The organism is Shewanella sp. SG41-3, from assembly GCF_014164545.1.
GTDB classification, from domain to species: domain Bacteria; phylum Pseudomonadota; class Gammaproteobacteria; order Enterobacterales; family Shewanellaceae; genus Shewanella; species Shewanella vesiculosa.
The window spans coordinates 213,903-233,284 of the sequence record NZ_JACJFJ010000001.1; the positions used below are offsets into that span (position 1 = coordinate 213,903).

11 protein-coding genes are annotated in these 19,382 nt (G+C 44.0%); 2 read left to right on the forward strand and 9 right to left on the reverse strand.

The genetic code is table 11. The features are described from left to right. Nucleotides 1-62: 62 nt before the first annotated feature. The 6 genes from H5164_RS00995 to H5164_RS01020 form a co-directional block, all read right to left on the reverse strand. The gene (locus tag H5164_RS00995; RefSeq protein ID WP_259396706.1) at nt 63-731 is read right to left on the reverse strand and encodes an ATP-binding cassette domain-containing protein; all 669 of its coding nucleotides are present in this window, start codon (nt 729-731) and stop codon (nt 63-65) included. Nucleotides 732-733: 2 nt separating this feature from the next. Next, on the reverse strand, nt 734-2,458 hold the full coding sequence (locus H5164_RS01000) for an ABC transporter permease (RefSeq protein WP_182741374.1): 1,725 nt from the start codon (nt 2,456-2,458) through the stop codon (nt 734-736). Beyond that, nucleotides 2,455-3,747, reverse strand: a complete 1,293-nt coding sequence (locus H5164_RS01005) for an ABC transporter substrate-binding protein (RefSeq protein WP_259396707.1) — start codon at nt 3,745-3,747, stop codon at nt 2,455-2,457. The genes H5164_RS01000 and H5164_RS01005 overlap by 4 nt, the downstream gene beginning before the upstream one ends. Further along, a complete protein-coding gene (locus H5164_RS01010; protein WP_182754325.1) occupies nt 3,734-4,657 on the reverse strand; it encodes a DUF547 domain-containing protein in 924 nt (307 codons plus the stop codon). The genes H5164_RS01005 and H5164_RS01010 overlap by 14 nt, the downstream gene beginning before the upstream one ends. Before the next feature lie 145 nt (nt 4,658-4,802). After that, nucleotides 4,803-6,956, reverse strand: a complete 2,154-nt coding sequence (locus H5164_RS01015) for an FAD-dependent oxidoreductase (RefSeq protein ID WP_182754328.1) — start codon at nt 6,954-6,956, stop codon at nt 4,803-4,805. 11 nt (nt 6,957-6,967) lie between these two features. Further along, entirely contained in the window at nt 6,968-9,328 is a 2,361-nt protein-coding gene (locus H5164_RS01020; protein WP_182754767.1) for a TonB-dependent siderophore receptor, read from the reverse strand. Between the two features lie 244 nt (nt 9,329-9,572). On the opposite strand from H5164_RS01020, the gene H5164_RS01025 reads away from it, so the two are divergent. Further along, nucleotides 9,573-9,986 carry a hypothetical protein gene (locus tag H5164_RS01025; protein ID WP_182754332.1) on the forward strand — a complete coding sequence of 138 codons (414 nt, stop codon included), beginning with the start codon at nt 9,573-9,575 and terminating at the stop codon, nt 9,984-9,986. A 141-nt stretch (nt 9,987-10,127) separates the two neighbouring features. On the opposite strand, the gene H5164_RS01030 is transcribed toward H5164_RS01025, so the two are convergent. Then, entirely contained in the window at nt 10,128-11,978 is a 1,851-nt protein-coding gene (locus H5164_RS01030; RefSeq protein ID WP_182754335.1) for a cytochrome c/FTR1 family iron permease, read from the reverse strand. Between the two features lie 605 nt (nt 11,979-12,583). Here H5164_RS01030 and H5164_RS01035 point away from each other — a divergent pair. Further along, nucleotides 12,584-13,252, forward strand: a complete 669-nt coding sequence (locus H5164_RS01035) for a flagellar brake protein (protein WP_182722521.1) — start codon at nt 12,584-12,586, stop codon at nt 13,250-13,252. Between the two features lie 139 nt (nt 13,253-13,391). On the opposite strand, the gene H5164_RS01040 is transcribed toward H5164_RS01035, so the two are convergent. Further along, nucleotides 13,392-14,798, reverse strand: coding sequence for an FAD-dependent oxidoreductase (locus H5164_RS01040; protein WP_182754338.1), 1,407 nt, complete (start codon nt 14,796-14,798; stop codon nt 13,392-13,394). 5 nt (nt 14,799-14,803) lie between these two features. Further along, complete coding sequence (gene gltB, locus H5164_RS01045) at nt 14,804-19,252, reverse strand: glutamate synthase large subunit (RefSeq protein ID WP_182754341.1); 4,449 nt, start codon at nt 19,250-19,252, stop codon at nt 14,804-14,806. Nucleotides 19,253-19,382: the final 130 nt, after the last annotated feature.

Sequence of the window (19,382 nt, forward strand, 5' to 3'; positions counted from 1 at the left end):
CGGCTTATCTATATCTATAACTGTTCTACCCATATCAGTACTGCTGATTACAGTATCATTTCTCAAAGTGAAATGACTTCGCCTTGGGCTGCGTCGGCATCAGTTTGATCGTGAGTCACCATAATGGCGGGTAGCTGGTGCTGGCGTATTTGATCAAAAACGAGTTGCCTGATTTCTTGGCGTAATTGACTGTCGAGCTTACTAAAGGGTTCGTCTAATAAAATGGCTTTAGGTTGGCTAAGCAATACCCGCAGCAATGCTACTCTAGCTTGCTGGCCGCCAGATAAACTTTGTGGATTACGCTGCTCTAATCCGCCCAGACCGACTTGGGTTAATGCCTCACTAATTGCGGTTTGTCGCTGTGCTTTAGGGCTCGGCGGCATGGCAAAGCCGATGTTTCCTGCCACAGATAAATGCGGAAACAATAATGGGTCTTGATAGAGCAAACCAATATGGCGTAAATGACTGGCTGTCGTAGTGATATTTTGGCCGTTTAAATGCAATTGTCCTTCAGCACTAAAACCCGCTGGTAACATGCCAGTTAACCAGTTTAATAACGTCGATTTTCCGCTACCAGATGGTCCCATAATCGTCAGTATTTCACCGCCACGAATGGTTGCACTTAATGATAATAAGTCTTGTTGCTGACGACGCAAGATCAGCCCATCAATGGTGAGAACTGATGCTGTAGTTGTACTTGAGCTTTTGGCTGTACTGGCGAATGTTTGCATTATTATCCTTGTTGGTGGCGCTTGATTAACATTTTGGTAATCATTTTTGGCAATAACCAAGCTAATAAAAAACCTAAAGCGGGGAGGATCATTTGCATTAACGCATATACGGCACTGATCCTGCGGCTTCCTCCATTGGCGAGTGCAACCGCTTCGGTGGTAATGGTGTTAATTCGCCCGCCACCGGTGAGCAAAGTGGGTAAGTATTGACTAAAGCTAATGGCTAAACCAAGCGCGCAAGCAATGAATATTGGCCCAATTAACATGGGCAGTTTAATCCTAAAAAAGATTTTCGCTTTGGTCGCACCAAGACTGGCGGCAACAATACTAAAGCGTGGGTCTAAACGTCGATAGCTGCTAGCCAGTGATAAAAACACATAAGGTAATACAAACAACAAATGGGCCAGTACCACATTGATAAAGGTATGCTGACTGTTGACTTGCTCAAGTAACCACACCAGACCAAATAAAAACGCGATGCTTGGAATAAGCAAAGGCAGATAAATTAATACACTCCCCAGTAGCGATAGCGATTTTCCGCTGTGCTGCTCCGCTTCTAAGGTGAGTAAGGTTAAGCTTATGGCTAGGGCAGTGGCGCAAAGGGCAATCAGTACCGTGTCGATAAGCGGCGTGTGCATTTGTTGTAATGCTGTTTGCCAATGCAGCATGACAACTTGTTGCGGCAAGGCATCAGGGAAATGCCAGAAACCAGCAAAAGACCATAGTAGCATTCCCACTAATGCCAAACCTATGATGGCCATCATTAAGGCGGTGATCACATGGGTTATCTTTTGGATGATGGCGCCGCCGTAATCGCGCCGGCCATTGGTTAACATCGAGTTAGCGAATTGACACACTAAGCCTTCTAGTAGCCACCAGCAGGCTAATACGAATAAGGTGAGTTGAATTTGTAATATTGCCCCTGCTGATGCTTTAATTCTTAGGCTTAAATCCACATCATGAAACCACTGCATAATCGCTACAGCCAATGTCGGTGGGTTGTTAGGGCCTAAAATTAAGGGAATTTCGACGCTAGCACTGGCGTAGGCCATTACTGCCAATATTGGTAAGCGTAAGTGAGGATAGAGGCTTGGCAACACCACTTTAAAAAATGCGGTTATTGGGCAATAACCTAAGCTCAATGCCACTTTATGCTGTGCCCGCAATGTTTGCCCAAGATCGGGTTGCGCTAACACGCCCAGCGCCATCAGCAATAAAAAAGGCAGCTCTTTTAATGTTAGGCCAAGAATAATACTCAGCCCCATCGCATCGTGTGGGTATAACCAATCGGGAGGTGCATTCCAACCACTTAACCAAGGTGAGACTAAGCGCGATATCATGCCCGACGGGGTGATAAGAAATCCAATAGCAATTGCCGCCGCGGCATGAGGGATAACAAGGATTGGCCCTAAAAGCCGTTGAATATAACCCAGCCAAGGACTGGTAAAGTAACTTGCTAGGATAAGTATCGTGATTAAAAAGGCTAATAAGGTGCTGACAAAGCTGGTGCCGATGCTCAATAACGCCATGTGACCAATACCCGGTGTTTGCCATAATTGGCTAAAACCATTCAAGCTCAATGAGGTTTGATCTAATGCTGGGATCCAACCAAATGCAGGCAACATTACGCCAATTAAGCCACCCATTACCGGAATAACTAACAATGCCATCATGATATATGGACTGATGCGTACAATAGGATTAAACAACCTGGCTACCGTGCTCATTGCATCACTCCATAGCGTTCTAACCATAGCTTTGCAATCACTTTACTCCAGCTTGGATCGGGCTCGCTTAACGCTGGGCTGATTGCTTGGTTAGCGATAGTTGCACTGGGATGTGACTGAGCGGATGGATTAAACCAGGCTTGTTGCTCGGCAGTCAGCTTAGATGTTGCCAACACGCTGATGTCGCCCCATACACTGGGTTGTTGTTTTTTTGCTTGTGCTCGTGGGCTAAGTAAAAAATTGACGAGCAGTTTAGCGCTATTAGCGTGAGCAGCATTATAGGGAATGGCGATAAAGTGGATATTACTCAAGCTGCCATCTTGCATACGATAGCTGCGGCTACTGTCGGGTAATTCAAAACGCGCCACTGCCGCCGGAATTTCAGCGGCTGAAAAGGTAAATGCTAGGGCAAGTTCGCCATCGCCGATTAAACGACGTAATTCCATACCGCTGGACATAAAGTGGCGGCCTTTGCGCCATAAATACGGGTGTAACTCATCTAAATATTGCCACAACACCGGCAATAACAGAGCTTGGCTTTGTGCCGTGGCAGGTTGATAAAGTCGATTTTTGATTGCCTCAGGTTGAGCGTTATTCAGTACAATCAGGGCATACTTTAAAAAGCTGGTGGCCAAAAAGTCTGGTGGCTTAGGGTAGGTGAACCTGCCTGGATGTTGTTTGACCCATTCGCTTAATTGTTGCAAGGTTTGCGGTGGTGATTGTGTCGCTAGGCTGTCGTAATAAAAAGTCAGCGCAGCTTTACCCCATGGCGCTTCCATGCCTTGTGTTGGTACGCCAAAGTCGCGGGTCATTGCTGGGTTGTTGTCTGGGTCAGTTAAGCTAAAGTTGGGTAATTGTGCGACCCAGTTTGGCGCAAGGAGTTGATGCTTGGCCATGGCGGCAAAGTTTTCACCGTTAATCCACACTAAATCGACTTGGCCTTGAGTGTTATTACCTGCTGACTTTTCTGCTAATACTCGACTGACCGCTTCGCTGGTGTCGGTGAGTTTTACATGGTGTAAATTGATCTGATACTGCTGCTTAACTTGCTTGGCAACCCACTGAATATAACGATTGATTTGTGGATCGCCGCCCCAAGCATGAAAGTATACGTCTTGGTTTATTCCACGAGCTTCAATATCTGACCATGTTGCTGAACTAGTGGTTTTGGCATCAGCTTCACCAGTCCAAAGACTGGCGCATACACTGATAATTAACGCCGTTGTGGCAATGATATGCACTATAGGTTTAGGTGTTTTGCTGAATAACATCCACTTAGCGAACCGCATTTAATGACCAGTCATAATCTAAAAAATCGATATTCAATTGCTGTTTTTCTGCCGCAGTTTGAAGTGCCGGACTGAGTTTTAGCCCACTAGGATAGAGTAATAAAAATGCGTCAACAGAATCAGCTCCGTCAAAGCCTTTGGTAAAATCGTCGCCATACCATTTAAAAATTGCAGACAAATAGACTGTGTCACCTTTGGCGTAGTTGCGGCTGCTATCGGCAAGGAAACGTTGGGTTTGTGCATCGAGTTGCATGTCGAGTTTAGCGCCAGTGTAAGCTTCTTCGCGCAGTGCAGGGCAACCAATGCTGGCACAATTTACCGCAAAATGAATTCTAGGATCATTGTAACGATCGCTGCCGCGGATCAGTTTATGCTCAATATCATCGAGACTGCGGGTTTTACCCAGTAATGGGATAAAACTCTTGTCCCATGGTGAGCTGAAAAATCCACCTAAGTCTTTGATTGAGTCGATATCAGGGTACTTGGTTAAGATTAGTTCAACTGTCCAGGCGTTGTAAGCATTGATGAGCATCGCCAGTTGTGCCGGCTTATCCCAAGCATCAAATTGAGTTTGAGTAATTTGACCGAGTTGTTTGAGATACAGGGTCAATATCGCTCGGTCTTGCTGCATGGCGGCGTAGTCTATCGCGCTACTGTGACCTTGGTTTATCGGCTTAACATGACGGCTGAGTAATGTATTCCAGTTATCGTGTAGCGCCATGATCTGGTTATCTAGTGTCTTGTTATCAGCAGCTTGGTTGTTGATCGCCTGACTAATAGCCGGACTCTTTATAGCAGAAATAACGTCAGACTGATCCACTGCCGCAATAGCCGCATGACTAGCAAGCAAACTCAGCAATAAACCGACAGTCAGCATAAACGATTGAGCATATCGCGTTAATCTTTTCATTATCTGAGACCTATTCTTGTTATATAGAGTCGCTTTATAACAGCCATTATCGAGAGTTATGTTCTAAGAATCATCATCAGAACGATTAGTTAAGGCCTATAACCTAAGGCCCATTTTCATAAACCCAAGTGATTACTCAGTAGGGTTAGCCACGACGCCAAGTGTGGTATTTTTCTAACCAGCGCAGCACAGTTGCTGGAGCATGGTTTCGCTTCCATTCACCAGCGGCGTACTTGTTGCCTTCGGCCCAGGTTGGGTAGCTGTGAATTGTGCCCAAAATCTTATTCAGTCCCAAGCCGTGTTTCATTGCCAACACAAATTCTGCAATTAAATCGCCAGCGTGTTCTGATACCACGGTCACACCTAAGATTTTATCTTTACCTTTAGGGGTAATCACTTTAATAAACCCTTGGGTGGCACTGTCGGTAATGGCACGATCAAGTTCAGCAAAATCAAAGCGAGTTACTTCGTAATCAATGCCTTGCTGCTGGGCTTCGTATTCATTTATACCCACTCGAGCCACTTCTGGATCGATAAAGGTGGTCCACGGGATCACGCGATAATCGACTTTGAATTTTTTCAAATGACCAAACAGTCCATTGACTGCCGCATACCAGCCTTGATGCGCTGCCACGTGAGTCAATTGATACGGGCCAACAATATCGCCTGCCGCATAGATATTTGGGTATAAGGTTTCTAAGTATTCATTGGTGACGATAGTGCGCTTTGTCTCAATGCCTAGCTCTTCCAAACCGTAACCGCTTAAGCGGGCACTGCGACCGACGGCACATAATAGCTGGTCGTACTCTAACGCTAATTCTTGCTGTCGATGCTCAACGATAAGGTACTTTTTACCATCGCGTAGTTCACAGCGCAGTGCTTGATGAGAGGTTAAAATATTCACACCACTTTTTTGTAAGGCTTGGGTGGCAAACTCTGACACTTCACGATCTTCTTTGATCATGATGCGCTCAGCCATTTCAACTTGAGTGACTTTCGATCCTAAACGGGCAAAGCTTTGCGCCAGTTCAGAACCAATAGAGCCGCCGCCAAGTACCACCAATTTTTGCGGCGCAGTGTCGAGTTTGGCAAATTCATCCCACAGGGTATCACTGGTGACATAGCCGACTTCTTCTATGCCTGGTAACGGTGGCACAAACGGGCTAGCACCTGTTGCGATGACAATACTGCGCGCGGTTAAGCGGCTAGTGTTACCGTCAGGGTGGCTAATTTCTACTGTCCATGGGTCGACTAATTTTCCGTAGCCTTTGACGACGTCGACACCTAAATTGGTGTAACGCTCAATGCTGTCGTGGGGAGCAATATCGGCCACCACTTGATGCACGCGCGCCATGACTTTTTTAAAAGAAAACTCAGGTGAAGTGTCTTCTAGGCCGTAATGATGGGCGTTTCTTATTTGCTGAGCAATTTTAGCGCTTTTAATAATCGCTTTACTGGGCACACAGCCATAGTTTAAGCAGTCGCCGCCCATTTCTCCGGCTTCAATTAAGGTTACTTTTGCTTTTACTGCGGCAGCAATATAGCTAGTAACTAGGCCTCCGGCACCTGCACCAATTACAATTAAGTTGCGATCAAACTTAGCGGGTTTAGTCCATTGACTGTATACGCGGCGTTTTTTAATGGTATTGACTATCGCTTTAGCAATAAGAGGGAATAAGCCTAATAGTGCAAATGATATAATCAGATTAAACGATAAAATGTTCGTTAAGCTGTCAATCTGCGCCAGCTGAGTACCCGCATTAACGTACACAAAGGTGCCCAAAAACATCCCAACCTGGCTTACCCAGTAAAAAGTCCACGATTTAAATGAAGTGACGCCCATCAATAAGTTAATCATGAAAAATGGGAATATGGGCACTAAGCGTAAGGTGAATAAATAAAAGCCCCCCTCTGTTTCAATGCCTTTATCAATCGCCGCTAAACGTTCAGGGAAGCGCTTTTTGATTGAGTCGCGCAATAAGTAGCGTGAGACTAAAAAGGCCAGTAATGCGCCAATACTTGAAGCAAACGAAGCAATAATCAACCCTTCAACAATACCAAATAGTGCTCCAGAGGCAATGGTGAGAATGGCTGCGCCGGGAAGAGACAATGCCGTCACAGTTACATACAGTATAAAGAATCCACCAATAACTAATAACGGCGATTGCTCGCGCCATTGGTGGAAATCATTCATCGAGGCTTTTAAGCCTTCTAAGGTCAGTAAATGATGCAAGTCGAAGTAGAAAAACAGTACTACTAATAATGTAGCAATGAGTAATAGGATAATTTTTTTAATCATAAACAGTCGCCTTAAAATGAGTGTTGCAAGGTCAGCGTGGCGTTAACAGGCAGTTCAGGGAAAACCAAGGTTGAGCCAAAATAACCGCCTTCAAATACAGGGCGCCAGTTGTTTTGATTGGTCACATTATTCACGTCCAGCCTTAAGCTTGTTTGCGGTGTAAAGTCATAGCGAGTGTTGATATTAAGCGTGTATTGATCGCGGATGTACACAGTCGCTAAAAAATCTAATGGGTAACTCTTGGTATATAGACTGGAGAAACCAGCTTGCCATTTTTCTGTAATGGCAATACCACCATTAATTGTCAATGTCTGCTCAGGCAAGCCTTGAACTCGACGATTTGATGGTGCAAATGAGGCAAAGTTTGGCGCTCCAATTCCTGTACCTTGGATGATATCCGGGCGCGAGTTGTCAAAGCTGTCGGCCACTTGCACTGTGTCTTGGCTACTTGCTGAGTCATCATAGCGAGCGTCTAAATAGCTGTAACCTGCGCTAAACCAATATGGATCGGCATCAAAAAAGGCTTGTGCCTCAAATCCCTTGGTGCGAATGCCGGTATTGCTGCCATCTCGATTACGCAGGCTGCGTTTTTGATCAAACACAGCGGCATCGACATACCAAGCGCTGTCTGTTGGTGAGTATTTTATACCGACTTCATTAAGGGTATTTTCAGTGGCAAAGTTTTGACGACTAATTTGGTTGTTTGCACCTAAGGTATTACCACCACCCATGCTGTTTGAGGTTGATTCATTATAGCTAGCGCTGGCATAGGTAGTGATAGCATCGGTGAGTTTATAGCTGAGACTAATTTGTCCAGACTCTAGCATTTCATGAATAGAATCGCTGGCCGCAATTTGACCTTGTGGCGCAATAGGATCGCGTGCCTGGACATCATAAAAATCAGCTCGATAACCTATGCTGGTCGAAAACTTATCGGTCCATTGACTGTTGTGTTGGATCGCCAAGCCGGTTTGCCAACTGCTGGAGTCTGTGGTGTCAGACAATGAAAAGTTGCCACTGCCATCGCCGTTGGTATCGTATTGGGCCCCGGGTGACACAAACACACCTGGGCGCAGCTCAACTAGCTTTGCTTGCTGCTCAGCAGTCAGTGGAATACGGCGGTTTTCAATTGGACCCGTCAAGTCGATAGGTAAGTCAGCTTCGGTGGTAAATTGGCTGTAACCTAACACTTTGTTGTAGCGAATATCCACCGCAGTAATGGTACTTTGACTGTCATTCCATTGATAGGCTAATTCAAGGCGGTTTTGGGCTGTGTCAGCACCATCAATGATTTCAACAAAACTGTTTTGAGCAATTTCTTCACGTTCTAAATGCTGATAATAAGTAATGTTTTTAAGGGTTGCATTATCACTAAGTTGGCGCACATATGTGCTGTGCAGCAAAAAGGTTTGTGCGTCGTTAGTGTTATCGGGATCGGTTAATACTTGGCTGCGATATATCTCAACTAAGCCGGTTGGCGATACGATGGCATTGGCTCCAGCAATAGTACTGCCATTAGGTTGAACACCTTGACCAGTAATATATAAACCGTTGTCGATTAATGCTTGAGTAGGGCGATTAATCCCCGCGTTATCGGTAAATTCAACATCATAGTATTCGACGTTAATATCCCAAGTACTGACATCGTCGGGCAGTAATCGAAATGCCACAAAAATACTGTCACTTTTGAAGCCTGAGTAATCGTAATAGCTGCCGTTATCTATGTGTTCAGCGCTTAAACGTATGCCACTTTTGTTGGCGACTATGTCTGTGGCGACATCTAATTGAGCGCGATAATGGTCCCAACTGCCGCCCGATGCCGTGATCTTGCCAAATTTACTGTCAGTTGGCGCAGTTTTCGAATGTAAATTAACAAAACCACCGTTACGTTGACTGGTACCGAGTAGCACTGGTGGTGCACCTTTGACTACATCAATTTGCTCTACTGCATTAAATGACATGGGAATCCCAAAGCCGTTATTACCGGCCTGGCGACGAACACCATCTTGGTACAGTTCACCTAATTGACCGCGAATGGTTGGCAAACTCGATGCACCGAAGCCGCTGGCTGAATAACTGTTAGGGCTGACTTTTTGAATGTCTGATAAATCAGTGATATTAAGGTGTTCAATCATTTCACTGGTGATAGGCGTGACCGAGCGGGCGATATCTTTTAATGCTATGCCATCCCCAAAGGGGCCGTTGATCTTAGTGTTTTTAGGTGACATGCCTGTATCGTTAATCGCTTTACCTGATACTTGAATCACTTCGATAGTGGAAGTGTCTTCAGCTGCAGTTGTCAAAGATGAATACAAGGCTAGGCTAACCGCTAGCGCGATAAGTGAACGATTTTGATGGCGATGAGTAGGCATAATATTTTCTGCTGTGATGAACATGGTTAAAGAGACCTTCTAATTAACTTTTTTGTTTCAACCATGTTATGCCTATTTTTATAGGCTTAGGTCTAAATGGCATAGATGTCAGTGCAACATAGTTGCGCGTTATTCGGTCAATTAGTGGCAAATGCGATTTTTGATTAAAAAGTCAGTTTAGCCTATTAAAAGCTCATTAGTTTTAGATAGATACCACTTTATTATTATTTTTTAAGGAATGATGATGCAAACAACACTTAGCGGCGATGTTCAACGCAAATTGCAATGGTCATTACTGGCTTTACGTTTAGGCGTATTTTTGGTGATGCTAGTGTGGACATTGGATAAGTTTGTTAATCCTGGCCATAGCATGAAGATATTTGAAAAGTTTTATGGCATTAGCGGCATGAATGAAGTTGCCGCCTATATTATGGGCGCACTGCAATTAATCTTAGTATTTACGTTTGTATTGGGGTTTAAAAAGCGTATTACTTACGGGATTATCTTCCTCATGCACGGCGCTTCAACCTTGTCGGCATTTAATCAATATTTTGATGCGTTTAATAACTTATTGTTTTTTGCTGCATGGCCAATGTGGGCCGCGTGTTTTGCGCTGTACATGTTAAGAGATGAAGATACTAAGTTTACTGTGCAATAAATGACTAACCGATTTTAGGCACAAAAAGGCCGGCTAAATATATTTAGCCGGCCTTTTTATTGGCTGCTCAATGTTAAACTCGAATACAAAACACCAAACTTGAGGGTTAAGCACTCAAGGTCATGCTGTCAATTTTGGGTATTATTTGGCGTAACGATTACGAATAACCAAAAAGCTAAATAACACCACAATTACCATTTGCGTACTTAAGCCTTGCCATGTCGACGCTATACCCAACCAGCTAATCGACACATCTAAAGGGAAGGGCGTAAGGCTAATTACCGCAGCTTCTTGTAATGCTGAAATACCTTTGCCTGCCAAGATAAACGCTAGCACCAGCATGAAGTATGAACTCACCGCAAAGAAGCGGGCTAATGGCAATTTAACTGAGTAGCGCATCATTAACCAAGCAATCACAGCTAAAATAGCCATACCGGCTAGCAAGCCGTAAACCAGGTAACTGACCTGCTCATTACTGCTATCAGAGCCTATGGCTTGAGTCAGTAATGACTGATAGAACAAAATGGTTTCAAAGACTTCACGATAAACCGAAATAAACGCAAGCCCTGTGAGACCCCATAAGGTACCAGTGTTTAAATGACGATCAACATTATTTTTAATGTAACTTTGCCATTTGGAACCCTGGGTTTTACTGTGCATCCAATAACCGACATAGAACAACACCAGAGCAGCCATTAATGCAGCGCCGCCTTCCATTAACTCCCTCGATGCGCCGCTAATGCTAATCAGATTATCTGCCGCCCACCAGGTTAATACTCCCGCAGCGAGTGCCGATATCCAACCAAAATGAACAAATTTAATCGCATCATGGCGCTCGGTTTTAATTAACACTGTCATTAAGGCAATGATCACCAACAGTGCTTCTAAACCTTCGCGCAATAGAATAATTAATGCCGCCGAAAACATGGCATTATTTGATAACGATTGGCCTGTTAATACAGTGTCAGCTTGATTAAGCTGAGTCATTATACTGGCAAACTCTTGATTAATCTGTGTGGTTTGGCCTGGTACTTTCAGTAAGTTTCTAAAGTTAAGCAGTTGGCTCTCGATCGATTTTCGTAAACTACTGTCATGAGCATCTAAGGTATTTTCAATTAACTCAAATCCATCTAAGTATGCACTTACCGCCAAGGTTTGTGCTTGCGCTAACTCATTGGCGTGATAAGCCTCTACTGCAGCTTGCAAGTTTGTGCGTGCAGTTGAAATCGGCGACTCGGCGTGTTGAAACAGTAATTCAGGTTGTGAGCGTAATAACTCAAGTTGGCTACGATCAATGCCGATATCTTGCTGAAGTAATTGTATTGGATTGTTATTGACCCATTGTTGTAATTCAACATTAGTATCATGTTTGCTATGTTCAGTTGCCGTGGTCGTTGGCTCAAATGCTAAGCTGCCAACATAGAAAGCCAGTGACCAACGTTGTTGATCATTTAACTCACTAAAAGCCCGCATCGCGCTGCCATCTAAGCCATCAGAAATGGCGTCATACAGTCCCAGTAACGAACGATTTAACGCCCGTTCTTGATCGGTGAAATTGGTTGGTTCAGGTGCTAATGATTTGGCTAATGGCCCATTGCCTTGGCCTAAATCACCGTGACAGCTTGAGCAATTTTCGATAAACAATTGCTGAACATGATCTTTGGTTAATAGCTGTGATGGCAGTATTAAGGCCGGGGACTGGCTTAATAACTGTTGGCGGATTTGTTGGCTAAATCCTTGAATAACAGCCAGTGGCGCTTTGTCTTCAATGGCTTGTTGTAATTGCAATGCATCTGTCATTACTGAATTTTGCATATCATTCGCGAGCAGGTTGGTTTTTTCAATAATAATGCTGGCAAATTGCTGCATTTCAGCAAATTCATCAGGATTAGTAATATTACCTGCTGTAACCGCTTCTGAGTAATCCACCCCAATATATTCAGCTAACTGGAGAATTTGTCGTGTTTGTTTGACAATATCGTCAGATGTCATTGCCGGGCTCTGCGCCCATAGCGTCGTTGAAAAAATCGCACTAATAGCAAGCAATAGGCATCGATTGAAGAAGGATGAGTTGAGCCATTGCCGTCTTAACGTCAAGCTGTTTAAGAAAGTATTCAAGGTATTGCCCCAATAGGAATAAAAGAATTATTCTCTAAAATAAACCAAGTAAATGATAATGATTTGTATTCTACTTATTTGTTAGTAGCTTATCAATCACTGTGAAAGCTTGTTGGTGAGGCTGGTGAGTATTAATCCAGTTTATTTGCGCAAGTATGATCTGATTTCAGGGTGAAGAAATGATTCTGCAATAATTTTTTTATTATTATAGTCACTAAAACATTGAGTTATGATTAGTTGGCGTGCAGTATTCATTATTACTGTTTGGTATAAGTCACATTCATTTAAGATAATAAACGGTTTGGCAATCGTCCTTTATCTTGCCGTCTGCGTTATCTGACCATTTATCCGATTTGAATCTGGCTCGGGTTAGCTATAATGAGCAAAATAAGATTATTCTGTTTATTATAGCTATTCTGACGAGATGTTTTGATAACACACAGGCCGATAATGACGAGTTATATAAGAGCAGGTAGACAATGACTACCCCAGCAAGCGCTCCAATTTATGGTGATCTTAGTTTGATCGACATAGGCATGGATTTATTTATTGAAATTCATTTTGCCAATGGCAAAACCGTCCAATCACGTTCGAGTATGATTGGTTATCAACTTGGGCGTTTTATCTTAATTGAGTATCCAAACAAAGGTCTTTCTGAGGCTTATCAGCATATGCTAGTGAATGCTGAAATTGTTGTAAGAGCCATGACCAATAGCGGCTTTAAAGACATCATTGCGTTTAAGTCATCTATTTTATCTATCGTTAATCAACCAATTAAGATGTTATGTCTCAGTGTTCCGAAAATCATCATTAAGAAAAAGTTACGCGATCAGCTCAGAGTTAATATTGAACAAGATGTATTTGTTATTCACAATGACGCTAAAGTGAGCGCCAAAATGGTTGATTTTTCATTTTCGGGGTGTTTGCTAACCTTAGACGCCAACGCGGCAAGTTTTGCCGAAGGCGAGCAAATACACGTGTCTATTTCGATCAATACTGAACTTTCTGGCATTTTATCTGGCAGTGCGGTAAAAGTTAAAAATGTTGAAGGGCTATTACACGTGGGGATCAAATTTTCAGATGATAATTCGTTATTAAAAGACAATATCTTCAGCTATTTTTTAGTTAATTCGACTCGACACTCATAATTAACAGTGAGTCATAGTAAAAATAAACTAAAAAAAAAGCGCATCATAAGATGCGCAAAAATTCACAAGCAAACACGTTATAACAGCTTGTTATTATCAAGCTAACCTAGAATGTCTATCCTGTTAGGCTAGCAAGCTATTAATCTAAATAGTTTAAAATCCCTAATGCCGCGTCTCGACCTTCTGCAATCGCTGTCACGACTAAGTCAGAGCCTCGCACCATATCTCCGCCAGCAAACACTTTTGGATTGGTGGTTTGAAACGGGTTGTCATCTGTTTTATTGGCTTTCACTAGGCCCCATTCATTGGTTTCGATACCAAAATCACTAAACCATGCGGCAGGGCTAGCTTGGAAACCAAAGGCAATAATCAGCGCATCAGTTGCTAACACTTGCTCACTACCTGGAATGATTTCAGCGCGTTGACGTCCGCTGGCATCAGCTTCGCCCATTCGGGTTTCAACGCACTCAATCCCGACCACTTGACCGTTTTCAGCTTTAATGGCCACAGGTTGACGATTAAATAAGAAATTAACGCCTTCCTCGCGAGCATTTTGTACTTCACGACGTGAACCCGGCATGTTGACTTCGTCACGGCGATAAGCACATGTCACGCTTTTAGCTCCTTGACGAACGGCTGTTCGTAAACAGTCCATTGCAGTATCACCGCCGCCTAGCACCACGACATCTTTACCTTCAAGGCTTAGATACGGTGTCGCTTCGTCTTGAGTACCCATAATGTGATGAGTATTACCAATAAGATACGGCAGGGCTTGGATCACGCCTTGGGCATCTTCATTAGGCAGTTTTGCTTTCATGGCGGTGTAAGTACCCATACCCAAGAATACAGAATCGTATTCATCTAACAGGCTTTGGAAGCTCACATCTTTTCCGACAGTGACACCCATTTTGAATTTGATGCCCATACCTTCAAGCACTGAGCGACGTGTCGCCATGACCTCTTTATCAAGCTTAAATGACGGTATGCCGTAAGTGAGCAAACCACCAATTTGTGGATACTTGTCATACACTACTGTTTGCACACCATTGCGTGCCAGAATATCAGCACAACCAAGACCTGCAGGACCCGCTCCAATGATGGCAACACGCTCTTTACGAGGAGTCACTTGAGTCATGTTTGGGCGCCAACCTTGTGATATGGCAGTATCGGTAATGTATTTTTCAACACTACCAATAGTCACAGCACCAAAGTCATCGTTTAAGGTACAGGCACCTTCACATAAGCGGTCTTGTGGGCACACTCGGCCACAAATTTCTGGCAGCGTATTGGTTTCATGCACCAAGTCTGCCGCCTCCATAATCCGGCCTTCTTCTGCCAGTTTTAACCAGTTTGGAATGTAGTTATGCAGTGGGCATTTCCATTCGCAATACGGGTTACCACAGTCCAGACAACGATCAGCTTGCTGCTTGACTTCTGGTTGTGTAAACGGCTGATAAATTTCAATAAATTGTGTGGCACGTTTCTTGGCTTCATGTTTTACCGGGTCTACTCGACCCACTTCGATAAATTGAAAGTCATTGCTCATAATAATTACCCTGCTTTTACCACTAATTCCGGACTCTTCTGCTCAATTTTTAGCAGGTCAGCAACGGCAATATTCGTTGGTTTAACTAATACGAAACAATCCAACCAGTTTTCAAAATCACTCAATATCATTTTGGCATGCTCACTGCCTGTTTCTTCATAATGAGTTTCAATAAGACCTTTTAAGTGCTGCTGGTGGATTTTTGATTCTACTTTATGGGTGTCGACCATTTCGGTGTTTACCCGACGATTAAAACGCCCAAACTGGTCAAACACATAAGCAAATCCGCCTGTCATACCTGCACCGAAGTTAACTCCAGTTTTACCTAGGATAACCACGATACCACTGGTCATGTATTCGCAACAATTATCGCCACTGCCTTCAACGACAGCGATGGCGCCAGAGTTACGCACAGCAAAACGCTCACCCGCTTGGCCTGCGGCAAATAATTTACCGCCCGTTGCGCCATACAAACAGGTGTTGCCCATAATGGCACTGCGTTCACTCTGGAACGGGCTACCAATAGGAGGATGAATAACGATTTTACCGCCTGACATCCCTTTACCAACATAATCATTGGCGTCGCCGCAAAGCCTAAGTTCAAGGCCTGGACTATTCCAAACCCCAAAACTTTGTCCTGCGCTACCGCTAAAACCAAGGGTTAACGGTTGTTTTGCGCCCGCGACCCCGACTTTAGTGGCAATATAGCCTGACAGTGTTGCGCCAACAGAGCGATCGGTATTATTAATTTGATATTGATAAGTAAACGGTTCACCGAGATCAACTGCCGTACGACAATCAGCTAACAAGGTTTGGTTTAACTGACCCACATCGGATGGCGGATTGATTTCTTTCCATGTCAGTGATGTATTTGGCTGCACTTTAGGCTTGTATAAAATCGGCGCTAAATCTAAGCCACGTTGCTTGTCTGTTTGACCTTCAATCGCATATAACCAGTCGCTGCGTCCAACTAAATCTTCGAACTTGGTGACACCTAATGCTGCCATCCATTCACGCACTTCTTGAGCAACAAACTCAAAGTAGGTCATGACACGTTCTGGTAAGCCGTGATAGTGATTATCACGTAAGTTTTTATCTTGAGTCGCAACACCTGTGGCACAGTTATTAAGATGACAAATACGTAAGTATTTACACCCAAGCGCAATCATAGGCACAGTGCCAAATCCAAAGCTTTCAGCCCCGAGTAATGCAGCTTTAATCACATCAGTACCGGTTTTTAAACCGCCATCCACTTGTAAGCGAATTTTATGACGTAAGCCATTTTCTACCAGTGACTGATGCACTTCCGCTAAACCGAGTTCCCAAGGAGAACCAGCATATTTCACTGAGGTGATTGGGCTTGCACCAGTACCGCCATCGTAACCCGATATGGTGATCATATCGGCATAGGCTTTGGCGACACCCGTTGCAATAGTGCCCACGCCTGGTTCTGAAACCAGCTTGACCGACACCAAGGCTTTTGGATTGATTTGTTTTAAATCAAAAATCAGCTGAGCCAAATCTTCAATAGAATATATATCATGATGTGGTGGCGGTGAAATGAGGGTCACACCGGGACGTGCATGACGTAATCCGGCAATTTCCACACTCACTTTATGACCAGGTAACTGACCACCTTCACCGGGTTTTGCCCCTTGTGCCACTTTAATTTGCAGCACATCAGCGTTAACCAGATAGTGAGCTGTCACTCCAAATCGACCAGATGCAATTTGCTTAATGGCTGAGTTACGTTCGCTATTGAAACGACGCGCGTCTTCTCCGCCTTCACCTGAGTTTGAGCGACCGCCAAGACGATTCATCGCAACCGCTAATGCTTCATGGGCTTCAGGGCTTAATGCGCCAATACTCATGGCGGCACTATCAAAGCGTGAGTAAAGTGTTTCAGCGCCTTCAACAGTCTCTTGCTCAACTGGGTCAAGCTGGCCTTTAATGCCAATTAAATCGCGCAGCGTTGCCACTGGGCGATCATCAACCAAGCGAGTAAACTTTTTATACTCAGCGTAGTTTTTGTCTTTTAGTGACGCTTGCAAGGTATTGACTACATCTGGGTTAAAGCAGTGATATTCGCCGCCTTCAACATACTTAAGCAAGCCACCTTGTGGTAGCGGTACATGGGCGCGATAGGCCGCAGTATGGAGTATTTTTTGGTCATCGGCGATATGGTTAAAGCTAACCCCTTCAATACGGCTTATTACGCCTTTAAAGCACAATTCAATCACATCACTGGCTAAACCGACGGCTTCAAACTGTTGGCTACAACGGTATGATCCGACGGTACTAATGCCCATTTTTGACATGATTTTACGCAAACCTTTTTCAATGCCATAACGGAAGTTAAGCATTAATGGGGTCACATCATCTATCTGATGCAATTTAGCCATCGCAGAAATAGATTCGTATGCTAGGTAAGGGTAAATAGCTGTCGCGCCAAAGCCGATTAATACCGCAAAATGATGTGGGTCACGAGCCGATGCGGTTTCAACAATAATGTTAGTGTCGCAACGTAAACTTTTATCGACTAAACGTCGCTGCACAGCTCCGACAGCCATTGCGGCTGGGATCACTTGAGCATTTTTTGCAACCGCGCGATCAGACAAGACTAATAATGTTGTGCCACTGCGCGCTAAGCGTTCTGCTTCGTCTGTTATACGACGAATCGCCTGCTCTAAGGTTTCTTGAGCATCGTAGTTCAAGTCAACTGTATTGGCGCGATAGTTAGTGCTATCGAGTCCAAGTAATTGGTTAAAATCGCTGAATAATAAAATTGGCGAATTAAACATTACTCGGTAAGCATTACCTGTGGTTTCGCTAAAAAGATTTTGTTCACGTCCTACACAGGTCGCGAGCGACATTACGTGTTTTTCACGCAAGGGGTCAATCGGTGGGTTGGTCACCTGAGCAAATTTTTGACGGAAATAGTCATACAAGGAGCGTGACTTTTTCGACAATACAGCCATAGGTGTATCATCGCCCATTGAGCCAATGGCTTCTTCGCCTTTGCTGGCTAGTACCCAAATAACTTGCTCTAATTCTTCACGAGTAAAACCAAACTGTTTTTGATATTGCAGCAGTGTTTTGGCATCGAAGCCACTTGAACCTTGTTTTGTCGGCGCAATTTGCTCCGCAGGGATCAATGTCTGACTGTTTTTAGCCATCCACTCTTTGTATGGATGACGACGCTTTAGGTCATTATCAATTTCAAATGAGTGATACAAGCGACCATTTAAGGTGTCTAAGACTAATAACTCGCCAGGCCCAACACGGCCTTTTTCAATCACTTCATCGGCGGAATAATCCCAAATACCCACTTCAGACGCTAAGGTGAGGATACGATCCTTGGTTATAACGTAGCGAGAAGGGCGTAGGCCGTTACGATCAACTGCACAGGCAGCATGGCGACCATTGGTCATTACAATGCCTGCAGGGCCATCCCACGGCTCCATATGCATTGAGTTAAAATCATAAAAAGCTTTTAACTCGTCATCCATTTCAGGATTAGATTGCCATGCAGGTGGAATAAGCAAACGCATCGCACGGTATAAATCCATGCCACCGGATAACAGCATTTCGAGCATGTTATCTAAAGAAGACGAGTCTGAACCGGTTTCGTTAACAAAAGGGGCCGCTTGTTGTAAATCGGGCAATAAAGGCGAGTTGAATTTATAAGCACGCGCTCTTGCCCATTGACGGTTGCCGGTAATGGTATTGATCTCACCATTATGAGCGAGATAACGAAACGGTTGTGCTAATGGCCATTTTGGCGATGTATTCGTTGAGAAGCGCTGGTGAAATAAGCAAATCGCACTTTTTAAACGAATATCTGCTAAGTCTGTATAAAATGATGGCAGGTCTGCTGGCATCATTAATCCTTTATAGACTATGACTTGCCCAGAAAGACTAGCAACATAAAAATCTTTATCGTCTGTTATTTGTTGCTCAAGACGGCGACGAGCCATATATAAGCGACGTTCAAGATCTTTCTCACGCCATCCCACTGGCGCGTTAATCAATACTTGATAGATTTGTGGCAAGCTTTTCCGGCCAATCTCCCCCAGAACATCTGGATTGATCGGAACTTTACGCCAGCCAGCGACACTTAACGTTTCTCTTTGTAGTTCTTTTTCTAAAATGAACTTCGCTTCATCAGCGCGTTGCTCATCTTGGCTAAGAAATAGCATACCCACCGCAAATTTGCGGCTTAAATGCCAATCATTTTCAGCCGCAATCGCTTCAAAAAAATCTGTAGGCATTTGCATTAATAAACCACAGCCATCACCTGTGCGTCCGTCAGCTGCAATACCACCACGATGCTTCATTCGATCGAGACCATGAATCGCGGTACGCACAATACGGTGACTCGCGTCTCCGTCCATTTGTGCAATCAAACCAAATCCGCAATTGTCACGCTCAAAACTGGGATGATACAAGCTCATACAAAAAACCCCCTAAACCTCTACTAGATACGACTCGGGGTAAATTTGAAGAATATCCATAGATATGCACCCGAACCATCCAAATTAAACCGAGAATGCATAAAGGTCAAACCAAAAAAATGCAACAAAC

Coding starts and splice junctions, on each gene's coding strand:
- H5164_RS01015 (WP_182754328.1), bottom strand. CDS start 6,956: ATGATTAAAAAAATTATCCTATTACTCATTGCTACATTATTAGTAGTA.
- H5164_RS01000 (WP_182741374.1), bottom strand. CDS start 2,458: ATGAGCACGGTAGCCAGGTTGTTTAATCCTATTGTACGCATCAGTCCA.
- H5164_RS01010 (WP_182754325.1), bottom strand. CDS start 4,657: ATGAAAAGATTAACGCGATATGCTCAATCGTTTATGCTGACTGTCGGT.
- H5164_RS00995 (WP_259396706.1), bottom strand. CDS start 731: ATGCAAACATTCGCCAGTACAGCCAAAAGCTCAAGTACAACTACAGCA.
- H5164_RS01040 (WP_182754338.1), bottom strand. CDS start 14,798: ATGAGCAATGACTTTCAATTTATCGAAGTGGGTCGAGTAGACCCGGTA.
- H5164_RS01005 (WP_259396707.1), bottom strand. CDS start 3,747: ATGCGGTTCGCTAAGTGGATGTTATTCAGCAAAACACCTAAACCTATA.
- H5164_RS01035 (WP_182722521.1), top strand. CDS start 12,584: ATGACTACCCCAGCAAGCGCTCCAATTTATGGTGATCTTAGTTTGATC.
- gltB (WP_182754341.1), bottom strand. CDS start 19,252: ATGAGCTTGTATCATCCCAGTTTTGAGCGTGACAATTGCGGATTTGGT.
- H5164_RS01030 (WP_182754335.1), bottom strand. CDS start 11,978: ATGACATCTGACGATATTGTCAAACAAACACGACAAATTCTCCAGTTA.
- H5164_RS01025 (WP_182754332.1), top strand. CDS start 9,573: ATGCAAACAACACTTAGCGGCGATGTTCAACGCAAATTGCAATGGTCA.
- H5164_RS01020 (WP_182754767.1), bottom strand. CDS start 9,328: ATGCCTACTCATCGCCATCAAAATCGTTCACTTATCGCGCTAGCGGTT.